The following is a 22,237-nucleotide window of genomic DNA, read 5'->3' as shown; positions in this document are numbered from 1 at the left end:
ATTATAAAGAGCTTTAAAATGCCCAGTCTCCATTACGGAAGATTGGAACTATGGTGCCGTCTTGTTTGATGCCATCAATGTCCATCTTGTCAGAACCAATCATAAAGTCAACATGAACAATGGAAGTGTTCATCCCATTCTTTAATAATTCTTCTTGACTCATTTTTGTCCCACCTTGAATCGTAGTAGGGTAAGCGGAACCGATTGCTAAGTGATTGGATGCATTCTCATCAAATAGTGTATTAAAGAAAGTAACACCTGATTGAGAGATAGGAGATGGATCCGGAACAAGCGCTACTTCACCTAGGCCAGTTGCACCTTCATTGTCATGAACCAACTTTTTAATGGTTTCATCCCCTTTTTCAGCAGAAATGTCCACGATTTTACCATCCTTAAAGTGTACTTCAATACCTTCAATTAGAGTCCCAGCATAGCTTAACGGTTTTGTGCTTCGTACGACTCCTTCCATACGGTGCGTATCAGGAGCAGTGAAGATTTCTTCTGTAGGCATGTTGGCAATAAATTCTTCCCCTTTAGGATTATAACTTTCAGCACAAGCCCAAATATGGTTCTTTGGTAAACCTAAAGTTAAATCAGTCCCAGGTGCAGTGTAGTGTAAAGCATCAAACTGTGCTTCATTCAATACTGCTGCCTTTTCATTCAATATTTTTTTGTGTTCATCCCAAGCGGCAATTGGATCTTCTGTATAAACACGACTAGATTTGAAAATTTGGTCCCATAATGCATCGACTTGCTCCTCAGATGTTGCTAAATCAGGAAATACTTTCGCAGCCCAGCTAGCTCCAGCGGCAGCAGCCACAGTCCATTTCAAGTCATCATTTTGAGTTGCTTTGCGTTGTGCTTGGAATGCTTTACCAGCCACATTTTGATATGCTGCGATTTTAGCAGGATCAACTTCATTTAATAGACCTGGATCACTTGAAACGATAGAAAGACGACTTACTCGATGATTTAAAACATGATCTTCGGATTCTTGAATTTCGTAGTCTGGAATGTCTGTCAATACTTCTACAGGCTGATGTAAATAATGTAGTTTGCTAATTTCATCGTCGGACCATTTAATAATGACCTTTTCAGCACCTAGATTATAAGCCTCTTTCGTGATTAGTTGGGCTAATGGAGCTTGGTCGACGGTAATAGTCATTTTTACCCAATCACCAGGTTGAACATTAATTCCTTTTGCAACTAACAACTTTGCATACTTATGTAAATTACTCTCAAAATTAGCTAACATCATTTGACCTCCAATATTTTTTCTTCATTAACTATTTTACCATGCTTAAACTGAAACATCTTTATATAAACATTAAAAAATATCTGATAACTTTTTTGTCTTTTCTTTGTTGAAATGGTCAGGAAGTCTATTTTTTCGATTTAAGCTTGCTGTAAGGTTGGCATAAAACTGTTGTAAGGATGAGCATTTATAGTATACATATCGACAAAAATTGAAGAGGTGAAACAAATGGAACCATTATTAAAAGTAGAAAATATAAAAAAAACATATGGCAAATCCAATGCAGCATACACGGCATTAGAAAATATATCATTCGATATTCAGGAAGGAGAGTTTGTAGGAATTATGGGACCTTCTGGGGCAGGGAAGTCCACTTTGCTTAACTTGTTAGCAACAATTGACTCTCCTACAGAAGGGAAAATATATATGAACAATACGAGTATCCACGATATGAAAGAAGACGCATTAGCGGATTTTAGACGTGAGAATCTCGGCTTCATCTTCCAAGACTATAATTTGTTGGATTCCCTCACAGTGAAGGAAAATATACTATTGCCACTAGCGATAGCGAAAACTCCAGCTAAACAAATTAATAACTTGGTGACTCGAATTGCTAGCGTATTTGGTATAGGAGATTTACTAGCAAAATATCCATACCAATTATCGGGAGGTCAAAAGCAAAGAACAGCGGCGGCTAGAGCACTTGTGACAGAACCTGTGATGATTCTGGCAGACGAGCCGACGGGTGCACTTGACTCTAAGTCAGCGACAGATTTACTGGAAAGCTTAAGTAATCTAAATGAAAACAATAATTCAACCATCCTGATGGTGACGCATGATGCATATGCAGCGAGTTTTTGTCGTCGTATTATTTTTATCAAGGATGGAACACTTTCTACAGAAATTTATCGACGTGACAAGACGCGTAAAGCGTTCTTTCAAGAGATTTTGGAAGTCCTTGCAACAATTGGGGGTGAGGTAGATGACGTTATTTAGTCTAGCGAGAAAAAACATAGCACGAAACTTTTCTCAATACTTTTTATACATCGCATCGATGGTTTTTAGTATCGTTATTTATTTTACATTTGTGACATTAAAATATAGCGATACGATTGCCCAAAAAACGGCTTCCTCTCAAAAGTTAGATTCTCTAATGAGTGGTGCTGCCGTCATTCTCCTACTCTTTGTTGCCGTGTTTATTGCTTATTCAAACTCATTCTTTATGAAGAAACGAAAAAAAGAAGTTGCGTTATATGCTTTGCTAGGTGTACGTAACCGCCAAATTGGCTTCATGCTCTTCTTTGAAAATTTATTATTAGGTTTGTTTTCACTAGTAGTTGGAGTTATTCTTGGATTTCTTTGTTCCAAAGGATTTATGACTATTTTAATCCATTTGATGGGCTATGATGTTATCGCACCATTTACATTTTCAAGTTCGGCAGCCTTAAATACTGCAATTGTATTTTTGGCAATCTTCTTAGTGACATCATTCCAAGGATATCGCTTAATTTATCAGTTTAAACTAATTGATTTATTCCATGCTTCAAAAAAAGGGGAAGTGATTCCAAAGCCTTCTATGATGGTAGCTATTTTGGGAGTGTTACTAGTTTCGATTGGTTATTGGTTGGCGCTTCAAGATATTTTTACTTCAAAAGTGTGGATGGCAATGGGATTTTTAATAGTAGCATTGCTTATTTTAACAACCGTTATTGTAGGTACTTTTTTATTGTTCCATAGTGTTACTGGTTTTATTTTAGCTATGATGAAGAGAAATGAAAAATGGCTGTGGAAAGGTCTACATTTAATGACAATTTCCCAATTATTATATCGTATACGAGGGAATGCACGTACATTGACCGTTATTGCAATATTAAGTGCCACTACTGTAACGGCAGGAGGAGCAGTGTATGGTCTTTATTACAACATAAACGATCAGGTCTTAACCGCTAATCCGAATACTTTTATGTATGAGCAAACAGATGCAAAACTCGATCGAAAAGTCAGCAGTGTGTTGCCGGATGTAAAGTACGATGAAAATATCGAAGCATTGTCTGTCACCTTTCATACGGAACAATTAAACTCATCATTCAATAACTCTGATAAAAGAATTTATACGATTATCAACGAAAAAACATATAACCGATTAGCATCAATTCAAACAAAGGAAAAAATAGATGTTAACAAAGCAAATGCTGTGATTTTAGATATTGGATACGATGAAAGGTTTTCTCCTAAATATAAGGGTAAAACTATCTCAACTGAGGAAAATACTATACTCACATTCCAAAGCTTTCAAACTCAAAACATATTAAATACTGGTACGGCAGGCATTACAGTAGTCGTTTCAAATGACTATTATAAAGTGCTAAAAGAAGAAGGAGAGGTATTAAATTACCGGGTCATTGGTGTAGATAAAGCTTCTACAGAATTATCCGAGAAAGTTGCAAACTATTTACCGGAAGAAGCGCAATTTTCAAGCGCTCCACAAGACTTGCAAACAGGTATCGAAAGTGTAGGCTCTTTGCTGTTTATCGGGAGTTTCCTTGGCCTAGTGTTTTTAGCGGCAACTGGCAGCATCATTTACTTTAAAGTTTTAACAGAAGCAGAAGAGGATAAGTCCCAATACAATATGCTTCATAAAATGGGGGTTAGTCCAAAGGAAATACGCAAGTCCATTGGATCTCAAGTTTTTGTCATCTTCTTTGTACCACTAGCAGTAGGACTATTGCATAGTGCGATCGCTTTAAAAGCTTTCTCTAGTTTACTAATGATGGACTTAGTCAGACCTGTATTGATCTGGATGATTGCTTATACAGTGATCTACGGACTGTATTATATCTTAACAGTGGCTTCTTACAATCGAATTATCACACAAAATAATAAAACAGAAGGATGATAGAAATGAAGAAATTTTTAATAGTAATAGGTGTATTGTTTGCATTAGGGGTAGTAGGGATTTTTGCAATTACAAAACTAGACTTTAACCGCATGAACGCTGATAATTATTATTTGCAAATTACGGAGGATGGAGTACCACACGAGGACAAACTGGATGATGGTTCAGTTATGACTACCTATTCTTATCAACTAGACGCTACAAATGCGGATGGTAAAACGATTCCGCTTGAATTCACTGCACAAAAAAATCTTCGTAAAGGTGCTTACTTAAAAATGTACGTAAAAAAGGACGATCAAGTATCGTCATATGATGAAGTGAAACTAGAAGATATACCACAAAAAGCACAAGAACAATTAAAATAGAAGAAGGGCTGTCTCCAATAAATGGAGTACAGCCTTTTTTATAGTAGTATTGAGATAGTTGTTCCTTCATTTTCAATGCTATTCAAGTGTATTTTTCCACTGTGGGCTAAGATGATGTCCCGAGCAATGGCCATTCCTAAGCCTGTCCCATGTATACTAGTAGTATTTGTACCTCGATAGTAACGTTCGAAAACTTGATCTAAATCTTTCGAAGGTATGCCTCGTCCATTATCGGTAATTGTAATTTGTGTATGGTATGCGGAAATTGTGGATATGTCGCTTGACTTTTGTTGTTGTCCACATTGTGGATAAACAAGATCAATTTGAATTTTTACAACGACTTGTTCATCGTTATGCACAAGTGCATTGTAGATAAAGTTAACAATTGCTCGTTTCCATAATCTTTTATCCACTTTATGCACCGCTTTGTCCACAATAGCAACAAATTCAATATCTCGATCACTAAATTGTGGATCATTTAAAAGTTCAATCGTTATTTCACGTATGAATGCAACCATATTCACAGTTTCTAAATGTAGTGGTAATTTTTGATTGCGCAAACGCATTGTTAAATTTAAATCATCTAATAGATTACTCATATACTTCGACTGTCTATTGATAATAGATGTATACTCCTTCAATTCTTGTTGTGTTAAATCGTTGGCATTATCCTGCATCAATTCTGCATATCCGTGAATAGAGGCAAGTGGGGTTTTCATATCATGCGAAACATTGCTAATCCATTCCTCACGCATTTGGTCAAGTTGATTTCGTTCTTTCTCATATTGATCCAGCTTTATCGAAAGTTCATTCATATTGCGAAATACATCTTCATACACACCATTTGGTATAGTCATCTTTTTAAAACGTCTTTCACGTAACTGTTGGATTCCATCTATTAATATGTGAAGGGGACCAGTTAATCTTTTTCCAAAAATAAATCCAACTATTAAGGCGATGATAATATCGACGATTAAAATTAGTAAAAGCAAGATATTAATATTTTTTAACATTTTTTCATAATCAAAAGTGAATACATAACGTTCTATTTGCTTATTTTTTACTCCTATTAAATAACTAAATTTATGTGCCTCTCCAACAAAGACAGTCGTGCCGGCCACTTCTTGATATTTATACGTTTGAACAAGTTCAATTGGAGAATACTCTTTCTGGAGGTTTTCAGGCGTATAAAAAGCTGCTACTTGATCCCCCTTATTATTCAATAATTGTATCCAGGCATTCATTTCTCTCAGTTTTTCTAACCCAGATTCTTTAATCACAGGTTTGTCATTTTGTAGTTCTATATATTGTGAAAAAGTTCGACTAAAGTTTTCCGCAGATCCTTCTTCTGTTTCGAAATTATTTATTGATCGATAGAAGAGTAAGGAGAATAGTATCATTGTATTCATAATCCCGACAATCACGACAATCGTAACAACGGATCCTAAAAAGCGTCGTGTCAATTTCCATTTCACATTCCTTCACCCCTTGGTATGCATTAGTTTATACCCAAGTCCTTTAACAGTTAATATAAACGTAGGGTTAGAAGGCTCTGCCTCAATTTTTTCTCGTAATCGGCGTATATGTACCATCACTGTATTATCTGAACCGAAAAAGTCATCACCCCAGACATGTTCAAACAAAGTCTCTTTGCTTAGAATCTGATTTGGATGGTGCATAAAACAGCTCATAAGCCCGATTTCTTTCGCTGTGAGTTCAATCGTTTTTCCATCCTTCTTCAATTCTGTTTCATTGGGACTAAGCTCAAAAGGTCCAACTTGTAAACTTTCTGGAGCCTCTTTTGCCTCTGAAAAACCTGCCCGTCTCAACTGTGCTTTCACTCGATAGGCTACTTCCTTGGGACTAAAAGGTTTCGTAATATAATCGTCTCCACCAATCGCTAGTCCTAAAATTTTGTCAATCTCCTCATTCTTTGCAGACAAAAATAAAATCGGTACATTGGAAACTTCACGAATTTGCTTACATAAGTCATAGCCCTCTCCGTCTGGTAACATAATATCCAACAATACAAGTGCCGGATTATAGTGCTGAAATTTTTTCCAACCATCTGCTACAGTCCCCGCCGTTACTACATTAATAATATTTTCTTTATGTAAAACTTTCTCTAGGAGACGTGCCAAATCTTCCTCATCGTCAATGATTAAAATCCACTGCTCATTAGTCATTTTTTCACCTCAAAATAATAGTTTTTATCCTTAGTATAGAGTATGGGTTAATTTTTAAGCAAAAAGAAAAGGAAGATTACCAAGCACAATAATAATAATTGTCTTGAGTTCGAAATAGTTTACAAAGGATTGGAGTCTCTGTTAATATATCATTTGTTACAATTTAAACTTTGGAGGAATTACAAGTGAATATATTAGTAGTAAAAGCAAACAACCGTCCAGCGACGGAAGCAATCTCTAGCAAGATGTATGAAACATTTATGGAAGCTATTGAAGGAGCAAATGTAACGACTTTTGACGTATTTGCTGAAGATATGCCGTATTTTGGACAAGATCTTTTCAACGCCTTTGGAAAAGTACAAAATGGTGAGGAACTAACAGACTTAGAGTCTCGTCTTTTGGCGGCTAAACAAAAAGCGATGGATGCTTTAACTGCAGCTGATGTTGTAGTGTTTGCATTCCCATTATGGAACTTAACTATTCCGGCACCATTACAAACGTTCATCGACTATGTGTACCAAGCAGGTTTCACATTCAAATATAACGAAGCAGGTCAATTAGTAAGCTTAATGACTGATAAAAAGGCAATTATTTTAAATGCACGCGGTGGCATTTATTCAACTCCGGAAACTGCACCAATGGAGATGTCAGCTAACTATATTAAAAATGTAGTAGGCGGCGTATTCGGTATGGAAATCATGGAAGAAGTAATCATTGAAGGGCATAATGCAATGCCTGACCAAGCCGTAGCGATTATTGCAGCAGGTCTAGAAAAAGTTAAAGAAGCAGCTGCTAAGCTTTCAAAACAATTAGTATAAGTTTCATATTGAAAAAGGTGTTCACTAAGTCTCTCTAATGACTTATGAACACCTTTTTGTTATATAAAAGACAGTATGTTTAGCACATTCTATTTAGGGAAAACTATCGAATAAATGGATAGCTAAAGGAGAGATTAATTTATGAGTAAAACGGTCGCTGAGACGATTTTGGATCAATTATCGCTGTTAGGTGTTAAGCGAATTTATGGAGTTGTCGGTGACGCAATCATTGGCTTGATAGATGCATTGGCTAAACAAGAGAAGATACAATTTGTTCCCGTGAAGCATGAGTCTGTGGCGGCATTCATGGCTTCTGCTGAAGCAAAGCTAACAGGGAAACTTGCAGTATGCACTGCTACTATGGGGCCGGGAGCAACTAATCTACTAAACGGACTAGGTGATGCCTATTCGGATAAAGCACCCGTGCTAGTAATAACTGGTCAAGCACCACGAAACAAAATCGGTACAGATTATCAACAATATATCGACCAACAAGAATTGTTTAAGCCCTTCGCATCTTTTACAGCAAATTTAGCTAGTGAAGATGCCATCGTAGACCTACTTCAAAAAGCAGCTCAAATATCCCTCCAGCAACGTGCGGTCACTCATTTGTCTATACCAAAAGATTTGTTTCAGATAAAAACCAATATGCAAGCACGTTCGTTGCCGACAGTAATAGAAGGCACATCCTCTTTTCAAATGGAAGATATAGCGGGAGTCGCGGCTGTGATGCAGTCGGCTAATAAGCCAATGATCCTAGCTGGAGCAGGAGCAAAAAAGGCAGCTTCTGCTATTGAAGAACTTGCTGAAATATGGGGGGCGGGTATTCTCACTAGCTTGGGTGGTAAAGGACTTTTTGATGAATCTACCCCTTTCCTTCTACAAGGGATTGGAGAAGGAGGAAATCCTCATGCAGCGGAGGTCTTTAAAGAAGCTGATGTCGTCCTTCTAGTAGGTGTTACTTGGTGGCCAGAAGGGTACGTGCCAAAAAATGCAAGGATTGTTCAAATTGATAATAACTTTGCAACCGCTCATAAAGGCATACCAACGGAACTTGGTATAAATGGCCAAGCAGAGCAAATCGTTCCGCTTTTGCTTTCAAGTTTAAAAGGAAACCAAAAGAATTCTTCTTGGAAAACTCACATAGAAAAGGCAAAAGAGAAATGGGCGGCACAAAATGAGGAGGAAGGACAAATAACAGGTTCTCCTATCCATCCGTCTCGTATTGTTCGAGCAATTGAACATACTGTCGCAGAAGATGCGATTCTAACATTAGATACTGGGGATATAACGGTTTGGATGAACCGCAATTTCCGTCAAAGTAGGCAAACTGTCCTGTTTTCAGGATATTGGCGTTCGATGGGCTTTGGTCTTCCCGCAGCCATCGCGGCCAAACTAGAGAAACCTGAAAAACAAGTCATCGCCATCGTTGGAGATGGAGGAATACAGATGACACTTGCTGACCTTTTAACTGCAACCCGCTATAATCTTGATATTACGGTTCTAGTCTTTAATAATGGAGCGCTACAGATGGAAAGCGATAAAATTAAAGCATCTGGAGATAAAGAATTAGGAACACAATTGACTAATCCAGATTTTGTCCAAGTCGCTAAAGCATGTGGTTGGAAAGGTTTACGACCAGATTCAGATAAAGATTTGGAATCTATACTTCAAGAAGCTATTCATATTGCTGGTCCAACTTTAGTGGATATTCCAACAGCCCAAGCTTTCTTTCCAGAAACAGAGTAGACAGAAACAAAAAAATAGAGCTGGTTCCAGAGAAATCCTTGAACCAGCTCTATTTGACTATTTACAATTTCACGCGTTGTAATCGAAGCGCATTCAATACAACAGATACTGAACTGAAGGCCATTGCTGCACCTGCTAACCAAGGAGCAAGTAATCCCATTGCTGCGATTGGAATGCCCATCGTATTATATGCAAATGCCCAAAATAAGTTTTGTTTAATATTACGCATTGTTTTGCGACTCATTAGAATGGCATCTGCAATGCTATTTAGGTCCCCGCGAATAAGTGTAACATCCGCAGCTTCCATAGCAACATCTGTACCTGTTCCAATAGCCATACCGATAGTAGCTGTTGCTAATGCGGGAGCATCATTAATGCCATCACCGACCATTGCGACCTTTTTGCCTTGTGCTTGTAGTTTTTTCACTTCTTCCGCTTTACCTTCAGGTAGAACTTCTGCAATTACAGTATCAACGCCCACTTGTTTACCAATTGTTTGTGCCGTACGTTGGTTATCACCAGTCATCATAATAACTGTAATTCCCATCTCCTGTAAGCGCCGTACTGCTTCTCGTGAAGTGTCTTTAATCGTATCGGCAACGGCAACCATTCCTACATATTGTCCGTTAATCGCAGCTAACATCACTGTTTTACCGTCACTTTCTAATGTTTCCATTGTCGGTAATACATCCGTGATTTCAATTCCATATTGCGCCATTAGCTTACGTGTACCGAAGACTACACTTTGTCCAGACACAGTTGCTTGAATTCCGTATCCGGGAATGGCTTCGAAGAACTGGACATTCCCGAGTTCTATTCCGCGGTCAGTAATCCCTTGAACGATTGCTTCTGCTAATGGATGTTCGGATTGTTTTTCTGCTGCGCCAATTAGTGACAGAAATTTCTCTTCATCTTGGTCACTCGTTAATACAACATCCGTTAAAACAGGTTTACCATGTGTTACTGTGCCTGTTTTATCAACTACTACCGTGTCAATACCTTGCGTCTGCTCTAAATGCTCTCCGCCTTTAAATAGAATCCCAAATTCTGCTGCGCGCCCTGAACCAGCCATGATGGAAGTTGGCGTTGCTAGACCTAACGCACATGGACAAGCAATAACAAGTATTGTAATTAATACCTCAAGTGCTTTTGTAAAATCGCCTGGTTGTATCCACAAAAACCAAACGAGGAATGTGAGGATTGCAATGCCTACTACGATTGGAACGAAAATACCCGAAATTTGATCTGCCAAACGTTGAATCGGTGCTTTTGTACCTTGGGCATCTTCAACAACTTTAATAATTTGCGCTAATGCTGTGTCACGCCCAACTTTTGTTGCCGTCATTTTGATGAAACCATTTTTATTAATCGTAGAACCATATAATACATCACCAGTCTGTTTATCCACTGGTAAGCTTTCCCCTGTTAACATGGATTCGTCAACAGCTGTCGTTCCTTCCAATACTTTTCCATCCACTGGAATTTTTTCACCAGGTTTCACTATAATTGTGTCCCCAATTACAACTTCTTCTAATGGCAATTCTCTTTCTATACCTTCACGTACAACGAGTGCTGTTTTTGCTTGAAGTCCCATTAGTTTTTTTATGGCCTCAGAAGAACGACCTTTTGCTTTTGCTTCAAATAGTTTACCTAAAAGAATTAATGTGATCAGCACTGCACTTGTTTCAAAGTATAGATGTGCGTCATGATGTGAACCCATCGTGATGATCGCCTGATACACGCTATAGAAATAAGCTGCTGAAGTTCCCATAACAACGAGTACGTCCATATTCGCGCTACCATTACGAAGGGCTTTATATGCACCTACATAGAATTGTTTTCCGATAAAGAATTGAACTGGTGTCGCTAATACTAATTGCACCCATGGATTCATTAGAAAGTCTGGTACGTATAAGAATGAAGTAAAAGAGAAATGACCAACCATCGTCCATAATAATGGTAATGATAAAATCGCTGAAATAATGAATTTGCGTTGCTGATCTTTGATTGCTTTTTCGCGATGATCCACTTGCTTTATATCTTCTTGTTTTTGATGTGCACCGTAACCGAGTTTCTCTACTTTTGCAATAATATCAGCAATCGCGATAGCTGATGGATTAAACTCAATTGTTGCCTTTTCTAATGCTAAGTTGACGTTTGCGTTCGCAATTCCGTCCATTTTGTTTAAACCTTTTTCTATACGTGTTGCACAAGCTGCACATGTCATGCCTGTAATATCGAATTCCGCTTTTTGTTTCACGACTCCGTAACCAAGGTCTTCAATCTTCTTTTCAAAATCTTCTTCTTTAAGCTTAGACGGGTCGTATTTGATGGAGGACTTTTCAAGTGCCAGGTTAACGTTTGCCATTTCGACACCATCCATTTTATTTAAGCCTTTTTCAATACGAGTCGCACATGCCGCACATGTCATACCTGTAATTTGAAGATTAGTCTCTTTTATTTCTTTACTCATTCTTTTTCACCTCTCGTATACCACTTGGGGGTATATTATTTTGAAAATAAAAGAGTGCTGAAAAAGCACTCTTCTGTTATTTTACGTCGTAGCCTTGGTCGTCAATCGTTTCTTTAATTTGATCTAATGATATTTGTGCTTCATCAAAAGCTACTTCTACTTTAGCATCTGCTAGGTCCACTTTTACTTGCTCCACACCATTTAATTGACCGACGCTGCCTTCGATTGCTTTAACACAATGTCCACATGACATTCCTTGTACGTTTAATGTAATATTTTGCATATTTTCTCTCTCCTTCGAGTTTATTTTTTCATAAGTTTTTGTATAGTGATGACCAATTCGTCTAACACGGCTTCGTCACCTTCTGCTAGTCGATCAACGACACAGCCTTTTAAATGACCTTCTAACAGAATCTTAGCTACACTATTTAAAGCAGATTGTGTTGCGGATAGTTGTGTAATAATATCATCACAATATACATCTTTCTCAATCATGCCTTTGATGCCGCGAATTTGCCCCTCTACACGATTTAACCGGGTTGTTAAATCCTTCTTTACATGTTCAGGATGATGACTCTTTCTACATGTCTCTTCTGTATGACAAGCAACTTCTTCTATATGCTCCATTAGCTTTAGCCTCCTATCATGCTTTTAATATACTATACCCCATTAGGGTATGTAAAGTAATTAGTTTGATTATTTTTAAAAAGTTAGCTATACCTTTTACAACTTTCCTAAAATTATACTTGTTAATGGTGATGATGTTCATGGGAAGATTCACTCTTAATTTGACAAAGGATGGAATTGTCGTGTTGATGTGCCATTGTCTCCATTTGAATAGTAACGTGCATGATTCCTTTGTGTTCAAGTTCATGCTCTATCTTGTGTAATATACTTTCACTTTGAGCAATTGTAAGTTGATCGTCGACCACTGCATGGCAGGAAAGCGCATTAAGTCCACTAGTAATCGTCCAAATGTGTAAATCGTGAATACTTTGAACACCTTCTACTTTTTCAATCGTTTGGGTCACATCAGTTATATCTATATTTTCGGGGGTTCCTTCCATGAGTACGTGTATGGCTACCTTCGTAACATGATAACCGCTCCTTAATACGATTATCGCAACAATTACACTTGCTAATGGATCGGCCCAGCCCCAACCCAAAAACATGATTAGAAGTGCGGCCACAATTGCTCCGACAGAACCTAGCATATCACTTAGCACATGTAAGAACGCACCACGCATATTTAAGTTATCTTCGGTATCACCACCGCGCATCATAATCCAAGCAACGAGAATGTTGACCGCTAAACCAATCGCACTAATAACAAGCATTCCGGTAGTTGCAACTTCTGGTGGATGAGCGAAACGTTTAATGGCTTCATAAAAAATGAAAAGAGCAATTAAAATTAAAGTGACTCCATTCAATACAGCTGCTAAAATCTCAAATCGTTTATAACCAAATGTCTTGCTAGGACTTGCAGCTTTTTCACCCAACATAAAAGCAATGAGTGCAATCAATAACGAAATTGAGTCACTGAGCATATGTCCTGCATCCGATAAAAGCGCCAGACTATTTGTTAAAAAGCCTCCAACAGCTTCCACAACCATATAACTTGTAATGATGATAAATGAAATGAGTAATACTTTTTTGTTCGCTCCATGTGTATGATCGTGCCCCATATAAACCCTCCTTCTTTTTTATTAAATAAAGTGTCCTAGGTATGTGTTGCATGTTCAATTGCTTGTGTTAGTAAATTCATAATGTGATCGTCATCTGTTGAATAATATAAGGTAGTTCCTTCTCTTCTAAACTTGACCAGACGTAAATTTTTTAAAAAGCGCAATTGATGGGATACAGTCGATTGACCTAAATTTAATGTTTCGGCAATATCATTGACTGAATGCTCTGCTGAACATAATAAGTTTAGAATACGTATTCTTGTAGGATCACTAAGCGCTTTAAAAGTTTGCGATACAACAAATAGTGTTTCTTCGTCTAAATATGCATTGTTCTTATTTTTTGTAGTTTCTTTACTTATATCCTCTTTCATCTTTCTATACACCTCCGATGATGGTATTAATCACAATATGACCATATGTTCATATATACATAATGTATGCGTAACTATGTCAAATGTCAACTTAACAGGCAAAATATAAAGAGAGGACAGTGATATAGTCACTGTTCCTCCCTCAATGCTTGTATAGGTACCTTGAATATTTTTATGAAACGTTAAAATAACTACGTAGTAAATAAGAGATCCATTTACAATGTGCATGATTCCGTATGTTTTCTAATAAGCCCTTTATTATCGCCGGACTCAGAGTTGGTTGGATTAACTCTTGCTTTAACAAGATTAACGAATCTTTCTCAATGGACTCGTTCATTTCTTCTAACTTTTGATCCATAATATTAAGAATCTGTTCCTTCGTTTCTACTTCGCTCTCGGGCTGTTTGAACATTTCTACAAGCTCATGTGTTATAAAAGGGACGGTAATATACTTTGCCAGTAAATTTGTTTTTTCGACAAGTGATTTTGCTAGCAAGTCTAAATCTAACGGCAAATTATAGAATAAAAATAACTCTGAATAAGTTTTCATAAACCCCTTAATACAATAGATTAAATCATATTTTATATGCTTAATCTCTTCTCCATACAATCGTTCAACCATTGATAATATAACTTTTTCCATTGATTTATCATAATAACGCATTTTTATAATGAATTCTTCATTAAATGAGTGCATTTGCTCTTTCATAAGAATCTTGGCGAAGTCCGAATGTTGATGGAACGAATGAAACGTCGTGTAGTAAAACTTGTACAAAAGATCCTGCTCATTTTCAGTCGTTTTGACCTCGTAGTCAATATCAGATGTGAATTGCGTCATAAAATGGTCAATTATAGCTAAGATCAGTTCATCTTTTGACTTAAATGATAAGTAAAATGCCCCTTTAGAAATACCACAATGCTCTGTTATTTGTTGAACAGAAGTATCTTTAAAACCCTGCTTGGCAAAGAGTTCTAAAGCACTTTCCATAATTAGTTGTTTTTTAATCATTTTATTCATCTCTCCTAAGTACATTCGTTGACAAATGACTAATTAGTCATTAGTATAAATAATTGAGTTTTATAAGTCAATTTGGGGTAGGTGTAAAAGTGAGAGGTTTAGTCAATTTTGTCTTGAAGAATAAATTAGCGGTATGGCTACTTACAATTATTATTACTGTATCGGGTATATACTCGGGTACACAAATGAAAACAGAGACGCTTCCAGATATCTCTATTCCCTATCTGATGGTAATGGGAGTATATCCAGGGGCAACTCCTGAACAAGTGATGGAAGACGTATCCATGCCTTTAGAAAAAGCGGTAGATAATCTAGAGCATGTGAAAGCTGTATACTCCAATTCATACTCTAATATGTCAAGTATTCAAGTAGAATACGAATATGGAATAGATATGGATGAGGCAAAGCGTGCATTAACTTCCGCATTAGATGCAGTAACTTTACCAGAAGGAGCACAAGCACCAACGATTACAGCAATTAGTATGAATATGATGCCTGTTGTTGCGTTGAGTGTGAGTAGTAAAACAGAAGATATAGTGGATTTAACGTCCACAGTAGAGGATATAATCCTTCCGAAAATCGAGAAAATCGATGGGGTTGCATCTGCAACTATTACGGGTCAGCATATTGAAGAGGTCCAGCTTACGTATGATGAAGCAAAAATGACCGAACTAGGTATAACAGAAGACGATGTAAAACAAATGATTCAAGCAAGTGACCTTGCTGTTTCATTAGGTCTTTACGAGTTTGAAGAAGGAGAGCAGGCTGTAGCGATTGACGGGAAGTTTATGACAGCGGATGAATTGAAGGGGATGCTAGTTCCTGTTACACCATCTGCAACAAATCCATCTCCATTCGTAAAGCTTAGCGACATTGCTAAAATTGAAGTTGTTGGTAAAGTTCAATCGGTTTCCCGTACGAATGGTGAAAACGCGATAGCGATTCAAGTTATCAAAGGACAGCAAGCGAACACAGTAGATGTGGTAAATAAAGTAAAGGATTTAATTGAGGATGAAGAGGCAGCGATCGATGGTATTGTGATCGACGTATCTCTTGACCAAGGGGAGCCAATTGAGAAATCAGTTTCTACAATGATTGAAAAAGCATTATTCGGTGGTTTAATTGCTGTATTAATCATTCTCTTGTTCTTACGAGATTTCAAATCTACTATTATTTCAATTGTTTCTATTCCAGTTTCCATTTTTATGGCTTTATTGCTACTACACTGGTTAGATATTACGTTAAATATTATGACGCTAGGTGCGATAACGGTAGCCATCGGACGTGTAATCGATGACTCCATTGTAGTAGTGGAAAATATTTATCGTCGTTTACATTTAAAGTCAGAGAAACTAACAGGTCGAGCACTTGTAAGAGAAGCGACCATCGAAATGTTTAAACCAATCATGTCATCCACATTAGTTACAGTTGCGGTATTTGCACCGCTTATCTTCGTTGGTGGTATGGTCGGTGAGTTATTTATGCCGTTTGCACTAACAATGACATTTGCACTTGGTGCATCGCTAGTTGTGGCAATTACAATAGTCCCAGCATTATCTCACTTCCTATTTAAGAAAAAACTATACGGTGAAAAAACGGAAAGCAGTCATAAAGAGGCTGGTAAATTAGCTAACTGGTACAAAGGAATCCTTGCCTGGACGCTAAATCATAAAATCATTACTTCACTGATTGCGATTGTTTTATTGGGCGGTAGTTTAGCATTAACACCATTAATCGGTTTTAGCTTTATGGGTAGCGAAGAAGAAAAAGTTATGTATTTAACATATACGCCAGAAGCTGGGGAACTTAAAGAAGATACACTTGCAAACATTGAAGTGGTGGAACAAGAATTATTAAAACGCAAAGATATCGATATCGTTCAATTATCTGTAACAGAGAGCGGCGATGAGATGTCAGCAATGATGGGTGGCGGAGCAGGTGGTGCTTTAATGTACCTAATCTTTGACCCAGACATGAAAGACTTCCCAGAAGTACGGACAGAAATTGAAGACTATGTATTTGATATCGGTCAATCAGGTGAATGGAAGAGCCAAAACTTCTCTTCTATGTCAATGGCTACAGATGAAGTCAGCTATACATTTTACAGTGAAGATTTAGATAAACTAAATGAAGCTGTGCAAATGGTAGAAGGCGTCATGAACAAAAACAAAGGCTTAGAAAAGGTTTCCTCTAGCGCAGAAGATGCGTACGTTGAGTATACCCTCAAAGTAACGCAAGACGAATTACTGCAGTATGGTTTAACGACAGGTCAAATAGTCATGATGTTAAACCCAATGAAAGCAGAGGAAGTTTTAACAACGGTTGAAAAAGATGGAGATACATTAAAAGTAATTGTACAGAAAGAACAAGCTGAACAGCCAAAATCCATTGATGATATTTTGGCGACAGAAGTTCCAACAGCTCTTGGTACAACAATGAAACTTTCTGATTTGGTAACAGTTGAGAAAGGTACAACATTGAATACACTTGCTCGTAGTAAGGGTGAATACTACGCTACGGTATCTGGAACGATTATAGGTGCCGATATTTCAAAGGCTACATCTGAAGTAGATAAAGCAATTGATAAATTAGATTTACCAAAAGGTGTTACGGTCGGCGTTGCCGGTGCGGCAGCTGATATGACAGAAACATTTACACAACTCGGTGTAGCAATGCTTGCGGCAATCGCAATTGTATACTTCATCTTAGTTGTAACATTCCGTGAAGGTGTCGCACCATTTGCGATACTATTCTCATTACCATTTGCAGTAATTGGCTCATTTGTTGGTTTGCTAATAGCAGGCGAAACAATTTCTGTTTCTGTTATGATGGGTCTATTAATGTTAATTGGGATTGTCGTCACCAATGCTATCGTTCTTGTAGACCGTATTATTCATATGGAACGTGATGGTATGACAATGCGTGAGGCAATTTTGGAAGCAGGTGCAACGCGTCTACGTCCAATCCTTATGACGGCAATCGCAACAATCGGTGCGCTGATTCCATTAGCAATTGGATCTGGCGGCGGTGGCGGTTTAATCTCGAAGGGTCTTGGTATCACAGTAATTGGCGGTTTAATAAGTTCAACATTATTAACATTGATTGTTGTACCAATCGTTTATGAAATCTTATCTAAGATGTTCAAGAAAAACCGTAAAGAGGAAGAAGAAAACTAATCGAAAGCTCAACAAGGTGATAAGTTACCTTGTTGAGCTTTTTTCAATGATAATAAACTATAGAAAAAAGGGTGGTGATTCCAGTGGGAACAGCACGGACTGAAAGCCCCGCCCACGAAAAAGCGGCTACCCGGAGCGGAAATCAACGATATTTCTGTATTTTGTTTTTAAAGGACCGGGCGTCTTTTTGCCCGGTTTCTCTTATTTTTGGAAAGTCTCTTTACAAAGTATTCCGCGGGAAATAAATTAGAAACTATTATTGCATTCAATCGTATGTTAACTAGGAGGGGATATTATGTGGAGCGTAATGCAAGAAAAACAAGCAGTCTTAAAACAGGAAATAAATAAAAGAGATAAAAAAATTCGAAAGCAACAGCAACTCGGAAGACAATTAGAGTCTGCACTCCAAAAAAAGCAAGGATACATAAAAGAGCTAAAGAAAGAACAAAAAGACGTTGATAATTTAGATCGTTTTTCCATATTAAATACAATCAGAACATGGACAGGGAAACAGGATGAAATTCGGGAAAAAGAATTATCCGAGCTTGCAGCTGTAGAGGCTAAACTCCGTGAAACAGAGAAGATGATCGTAGATATACAACAGGATATGCACAACAACGAAATAGATTTACAACGTGCCGAATGGCAATCACTTGACAGTGACTGGGAGCATTTGATCAAAGAAAAAGAACAATGGATTTATCGGAACAGTGAGGTAGAGGCGGAACGTTTAGAAAAACTATACGAAGAAAAAACGAAGGTGATTACGTGTATTAGAGAAGTGGAAGAAGCCCTATTAGAGGGAAAAAGAGCGAAGGCTGCATTAAAAAGAGCGTTAGAATTGCTTGATAGCGCAAAAGGCTATTCAACTTGGGACACTTTTTTTGGCGGTGGTATTATTGCTACAGCGGTAAAACATAGTAGGCTGGATGAATCGGAGAATGCTATACATGATGCGCAACTTGCATTACAGCGTTTTCAAACGGAATTATTAGACGTTCAACAAATGAAAGTGGAAAATTTGGTGGTAGAAAGAGATAGTTTTGTCACTTTTGCCGATTATGTATTTGATGACATTTTCTCTGCATGGTCTACCCATTCCAAAATTCAAACTTCCATTGAGCGAATTGAAAACACGATAAGTGAGCTTGGAGAGGTTAGTCGAAACCTAACTGCTATTCAACATGATAGTGAAGTAAAACAGCAAGAAGTAGAAAACGCTATTCAAGGAATTATAGAAGGTTAAAGCATTAAATAATAGCGAAATCCTGTGTAAATACAATACACAGGATTTTTTGTGTGAAAAATATTAGGAGAGAAGTGTGCATATAATTTAGGAGAAATGGAAAGGGGCTCGTTATAATTGATTGAAAAAGCACTACTTTTTATGATTATATTGAGAGTTTTTTCGGGAAGTGTAGAAATAACAGCTGCGATGTTAATGTTAAAATTTAATGATTTGGAAAAAGCTTTTTACATCAATACTCTACTAGCTTTAGTCGGTCCATCTATTTTAATCATTACGACAGGGATAGCACTATTTGGTTTGGCAGAAAAGATTTCATTTTTGAGAATGGTTTGCCTCTTTAGTGGAATCGTGCTCATTTTGATTAGTTTAAAATCGAATTCATGATTTAGGTTGTTTAAAAGAAACATACATATTGGTTTTAGAGGGAATGACCGGTATAGCTTAAATGCTAATCGGTCTTTTTTGTTATTAGAATGTTGACAATTATATCAGCAGACGATATAGTTAATATATCGGCCTGCGATATATCAATAGACGATAGGAGGGTATTATATGCAGCAAGAGTATCCACCGTTAACAGAAGGTGTTTATTATATTATGTTATCACTTTATGAACCACGTCATGGGTATGGCATAATGCAACTTACGGAAGAACTAAGTAATGGGCGTGTACAGCTAGGAGCTGGTACGATTTATGGTGCGATTAAAACACTAGTAGAACGAAAATGGATTGTTGCTTTAGAGGAAGATGGGCGTAAAAAAGAATATATTACTACAGATTTAGGGAAAACAATCATTGAATATGAAATTCGCCGATTGAATGAGTTATATGAAAATGGATTAAAAATAACGAAAGGGGAGAAACCATTATGAAAAAAGTAAAATACCGCTTTTATGTAGACTATGAAAAAGAGGAACAATGGGTCAACGAAATGGCTCAGCAAGGTTGGTTTTTAGAGACCTTCAAGTTCTTTCGCTTTGCATTCGTAAAAGGAGAACCAGGAACTTATGTTTATCGAAATGAGATGCTTAAAGGACTTTCCAAAAATGATGAGACTAACTATGTAGAGTTTTTAAAGGAAAGTGGCATTGAATTAGTAAGTAAATTTGGTGGCTGGGCATATTTTCGTAAAGAGGCATCGGATGGTCCTTTTGAGATTTATACAGACACCGCTTCAAAGATTTCATATTATAATAGAATACTTAATCTTTTTAGTCTTCTGTTTCTTTTTAATCTTATTATGGGTATTTTTAATGTGATTGTTTCCGATTCTGCTCCATATCAAGGGAAGTTTAATTTAATTACAGGGATATTTGGTTTGGCAGTTTCTCTTCTTATATTAATTCCTATTGTAAAAGTGTATAGACGAAAAAAAGTATTACAGCAGAACCGAAACTTATATGACTAATAATAATTAGAAATTAGTTGAAAAGTGATAATATAGGGATGATATGATAAAAAGAAAACTAAATAAAGGGGAGAATTCCATGTTTTTGAACCAGCTGAAAAATGAGCTGAATAATAAGCAAGCACTTTTTATTGGAGAAGAGACAGCGCTACGTTCTGCTATATTGATACCTCTTGTGCAAGTAAATAACGAATGGCATATTCTATTTGAGGTGCGTTCATTAACTATGAGAAAACAACCGGGGGATATCAGTTTTCCAGGTGGGAGAATAGATTCAACGGACGCCTCCCCAATGGCTGCTGCGGTAAGGGAAACACATGAGGAACTTGGGGTAGATCCGGCGTGTATCCGAGTCTTAGGGCAGATGAGTACTTATATTGCCTCTCCATCTTTCGTTGTTTACCCATTTGTTGCGACTATCGATCATCACCACATCCAGTCTTTCAACAAGCAAGAGGTAGAGGAAGTATTTACTATCCCCATTAGTTGGTTATTGAACTATGAACCTTATATGCATACAGTCACTGTTCAACCTATGCCTCCTATGGATTTCCCATATGACAAGATAGTCAATGGTGAAAAATATCAATGGAGACCTCGAGCGATAGAAGAGTGGTTCTATGAGTATGAAGGGTACACAATTTGGGGCTTAACTGCTCGTATATTGAAGCATTTTGTAGAAGAGATCATCCCTGTGTAAAAAGCAATCAGGTAGTACAAATGATTGTGAAAACATGAACCTTCGTTTAACGCACAGGGATAAAAACTACTCATCACAAATCTTCTTCTAATTTCTTTAAATACGGTCCTGCTATTTCCATTCTTGCTCCGTACCAAAACATTTCTCCCTCAACTAAAATGATCTTTGTGTTTGGCAAAAAGGATTGAAATTCCTCTACATGTTTTTCTTTAAAAGGAAAGGGCTCGGAGGCTAGTAATAGAACATCTAGATTTTCTTTTGCCAGCTCCTCCTTTGTTACTGAGGGATAGCGAGACTCTGCTGTTGCAAAGGGATTTTGCAGGCCGAGTGTATGTAATACATCATTAATATAAGTATTTCCCCCGACGACCATATATGGTTTTCGCCAAATAACATAAGTGGCATTTTTACTATGTATACTAAATGAAGGAAATACCGCTCTGCAAGCTTCAATAAGTTTATTTGCTTCACTCTCCTTGTTAGTCAGTACTCCAAGTGTATGGGTAAAACGGTAAGCTTCTTTAATGGATTGGACTTCTAACACAAAAACGGGTGCGATTTTTTCTAGGGCATGCACAATTGCTTCTGTATTCTCTTCTTTTTCAGCTAGAATGAGATCTGGCTGTAGCGCGCGCACTTTTTCTTCGCTTACTTCTTTTGTCCCTCCAACAATTGGCACGTTTTCGACAATTCCTTCAGGAAAAATACAATATTTTGTACGACCAATTATTTCATTTTCAAGGCCTAAGGCAAAAAGCGTTTCTGTAATAGCTGGACAAATCGAAATGATGCGTTTTGGAGAAACAGGAATAGTTACTTGTCTCCCAGTATGATCAGTCATAAGTTTAGTCATGGAATTCCTCCTTGTTCATATATTCCCGCCATGT

At 37.3% G+C, this 22,237-nt stretch carries 21 protein-coding genes; 11 read left to right on the top strand and 10 right to left on the bottom strand.

Translation table 11 applies throughout. The features are described from left to right. Positions 1–13 precede the first annotated feature (13 nt). On the bottom strand, positions 14–1,258 hold the full coding sequence (locus FS486_RS08135; RefSeq protein WP_144510836.1) for an aminopeptidase: 1,245 nt from the start codon (positions 1,256–1,258) through the stop codon (positions 14–16). Positions 1,259–1,483: 225 nt separating this feature from the next. Here FS486_RS08135 and FS486_RS08130 point away from each other — a divergent pair, with 225 nt between their 5' ends. Genes FS486_RS08130 through FS486_RS08120 form a run of 3 tightly spaced genes read left to right on the top strand, consistent with a single transcriptional unit; the run spans position 1,484 to position 4,516 of the window. Beyond that, positions 1,484–2,251, top strand: a complete 768-nt coding sequence (locus FS486_RS08130; protein WP_144510835.1) for an ABC transporter ATP-binding protein — start codon at positions 1,484–1,486, stop codon at positions 2,249–2,251. Next, entirely contained in the window at positions 2,238–4,151 is a 1,914-nt protein-coding gene (locus FS486_RS08125) for an ABC transporter permease (protein WP_144510834.1), read from the top strand. The genes FS486_RS08130 and FS486_RS08125 overlap by 14 nt, the downstream gene beginning before the upstream one ends. Before the next feature lie 5 nt (positions 4,152–4,156). After that, on the top strand, positions 4,157–4,516 hold the full coding sequence (locus tag FS486_RS08120; RefSeq protein ID WP_144510833.1) for a YxeA family protein: 360 nt from the start codon (positions 4,157–4,159) through the stop codon (positions 4,514–4,516). A 38-nt stretch (positions 4,517–4,554) separates the two neighbouring features. Here the strand turns inward: FS486_RS08120 and FS486_RS08115 are convergent, their stop codons facing one another. Beyond that, positions 4,555–5,991: a sensor histidine kinase gene (locus tag FS486_RS08115; protein ID WP_144510832.1), complete on the bottom strand. Its 1,437-nt coding sequence runs from the start codon at positions 5,989–5,991 to the stop codon at positions 4,555–4,557. A gap of 6 nt (positions 5,992–5,997) precedes the next feature. Then, a complete protein-coding gene (locus tag FS486_RS08110; protein WP_144510831.1) occupies positions 5,998–6,702 on the bottom strand; it encodes a response regulator transcription factor in 705 nt (234 codons plus the stop codon). 185 nt (positions 6,703–6,887) lie between these two features. On the opposite strand from FS486_RS08110, the gene FS486_RS08105 reads away from it, so the two are divergent. Next, the gene (locus FS486_RS08105; RefSeq protein WP_144510830.1) at positions 6,888–7,520 is read left to right on the top strand and encodes an FMN-dependent NADH-azoreductase; all 633 of its coding nucleotides are present in this window, start codon (positions 6,888–6,890) and stop codon (positions 7,518–7,520) included. A gap of 141 nt (positions 7,521–7,661) precedes the next feature. After that, the gene (locus FS486_RS08100) at positions 7,662–9,269 is read left to right on the top strand and encodes a thiamine pyrophosphate-binding protein (protein WP_144510829.1); all 1,608 of its coding nucleotides are present in this window, start codon (positions 7,662–7,664) and stop codon (positions 9,267–9,269) included. Positions 9,270–9,330: 61 nt separating this feature from the next. On the opposite strand, the gene FS486_RS08095 is transcribed toward FS486_RS08100, so the two are convergent. From FS486_RS08095 to FS486_RS08070, 6 genes are all read right to left on the bottom strand, one after another. Further along, positions 9,331–11,742: a heavy metal translocating P-type ATPase gene (locus tag FS486_RS08095; protein WP_144510828.1), complete on the bottom strand. Its 2,412-nt coding sequence runs from the start codon at positions 11,740–11,742 to the stop codon at positions 9,331–9,333. 76 nt (positions 11,743–11,818) lie between these two features. Beyond that, on the bottom strand, positions 11,819–12,025 hold the full coding sequence (gene copZ, locus FS486_RS08090) for a copper chaperone CopZ (RefSeq protein WP_144510827.1): 207 nt from the start codon (positions 12,023–12,025) through the stop codon (positions 11,819–11,821). Between the two features lie 20 nt (positions 12,026–12,045). Continuing rightward, a complete protein-coding gene (locus tag FS486_RS08085) occupies positions 12,046–12,369 on the bottom strand; it encodes a metal-sensing transcriptional repressor (RefSeq protein WP_144510826.1) in 324 nt (107 codons plus the stop codon). 122 nt (positions 12,370–12,491) lie between these two features. After that, entirely contained in the window at positions 12,492–13,427 is a 936-nt protein-coding gene (locus tag FS486_RS08080) for a cation diffusion facilitator family transporter (protein ID WP_144510825.1), read from the bottom strand. A 35-nt stretch (positions 13,428–13,462) separates the two neighbouring features. Beyond that, positions 13,463–13,798 carry an ArsR/SmtB family transcription factor gene (locus FS486_RS08075; RefSeq protein WP_144510824.1) on the bottom strand — a complete coding sequence of 112 codons (336 nt, stop codon included), beginning with the start codon at positions 13,796–13,798 and terminating at the stop codon, positions 13,463–13,465. 172 nt (positions 13,799–13,970) lie between these two features. Beyond that, positions 13,971–14,807: a TetR/AcrR family transcriptional regulator gene (locus FS486_RS08070; protein WP_144510823.1), complete on the bottom strand. Its 837-nt coding sequence runs from the start codon at positions 14,805–14,807 to the stop codon at positions 13,971–13,973. A gap of 98 nt (positions 14,808–14,905) precedes the next feature. On the opposite strand from FS486_RS08070, the gene FS486_RS08065 reads away from it, so the two are divergent. From FS486_RS08065 to FS486_RS08040, 6 genes are all read left to right on the top strand, one after another. Then, positions 14,906–17,992: an efflux RND transporter permease subunit gene (locus tag FS486_RS08065; protein WP_144510822.1), complete on the top strand. Its 3,087-nt coding sequence runs from the start codon at positions 14,906–14,908 to the stop codon at positions 17,990–17,992. 295 nt (positions 17,993–18,287) lie between these two features. Beyond that, a complete protein-coding gene (locus FS486_RS08060; RefSeq protein WP_144510821.1) occupies positions 18,288–19,238 on the top strand; it encodes a coiled-coil domain-containing protein in 951 nt (316 codons plus the stop codon). A gap of 117 nt (positions 19,239–19,355) precedes the next feature. Continuing rightward, complete coding sequence (locus FS486_RS08055; protein WP_395940843.1) at positions 19,356–19,625, top strand: YqhV family protein; 270 nt, start codon at positions 19,356–19,358, stop codon at positions 19,623–19,625. Between the two features lie 168 nt (positions 19,626–19,793). Beyond that, positions 19,794–20,114, top strand: a complete 321-nt coding sequence (locus FS486_RS08050) for a PadR family transcriptional regulator (protein WP_144510820.1) — start codon at positions 19,794–19,796, stop codon at positions 20,112–20,114. Continuing rightward, the gene (locus FS486_RS08045) at positions 20,111–20,650 is read left to right on the top strand and encodes a DUF2812 domain-containing protein (RefSeq protein ID WP_144510819.1); all 540 of its coding nucleotides are present in this window, start codon (positions 20,111–20,113) and stop codon (positions 20,648–20,650) included. The genes FS486_RS08050 and FS486_RS08045 overlap by 4 nt, the downstream gene beginning before the upstream one ends. Before the next feature lie 79 nt (positions 20,651–20,729). Further along, positions 20,730–21,350, top strand: coding sequence for an NUDIX hydrolase (locus FS486_RS08040; RefSeq protein WP_144510818.1), 621 nt, complete (start codon positions 20,730–20,732; stop codon positions 21,348–21,350). 73 nt (positions 21,351–21,423) lie between these two features. Here FS486_RS08040 and FS486_RS08035 read toward each other — a convergent pair whose 3' ends face one another. After that, complete coding sequence (locus tag FS486_RS08035) at positions 21,424–22,203, bottom strand: ABC transporter substrate-binding protein (protein ID WP_144510817.1); 780 nt, start codon at positions 22,201–22,203, stop codon at positions 21,424–21,426. Between the last annotated feature and the right edge of the window lie 34 nt (positions 22,204–22,237).

The sequence above is a fragment of the Bacillus sp. FJAT-22090 genome (genome assembly GCF_007676755.1).
GTDB lineage: Bacteria > Bacillota > Bacilli > Bacillales_A > Planococcaceae > Psychrobacillus.
This window is presented reverse-complemented; position numbering and strand designations above follow the sequence as displayed.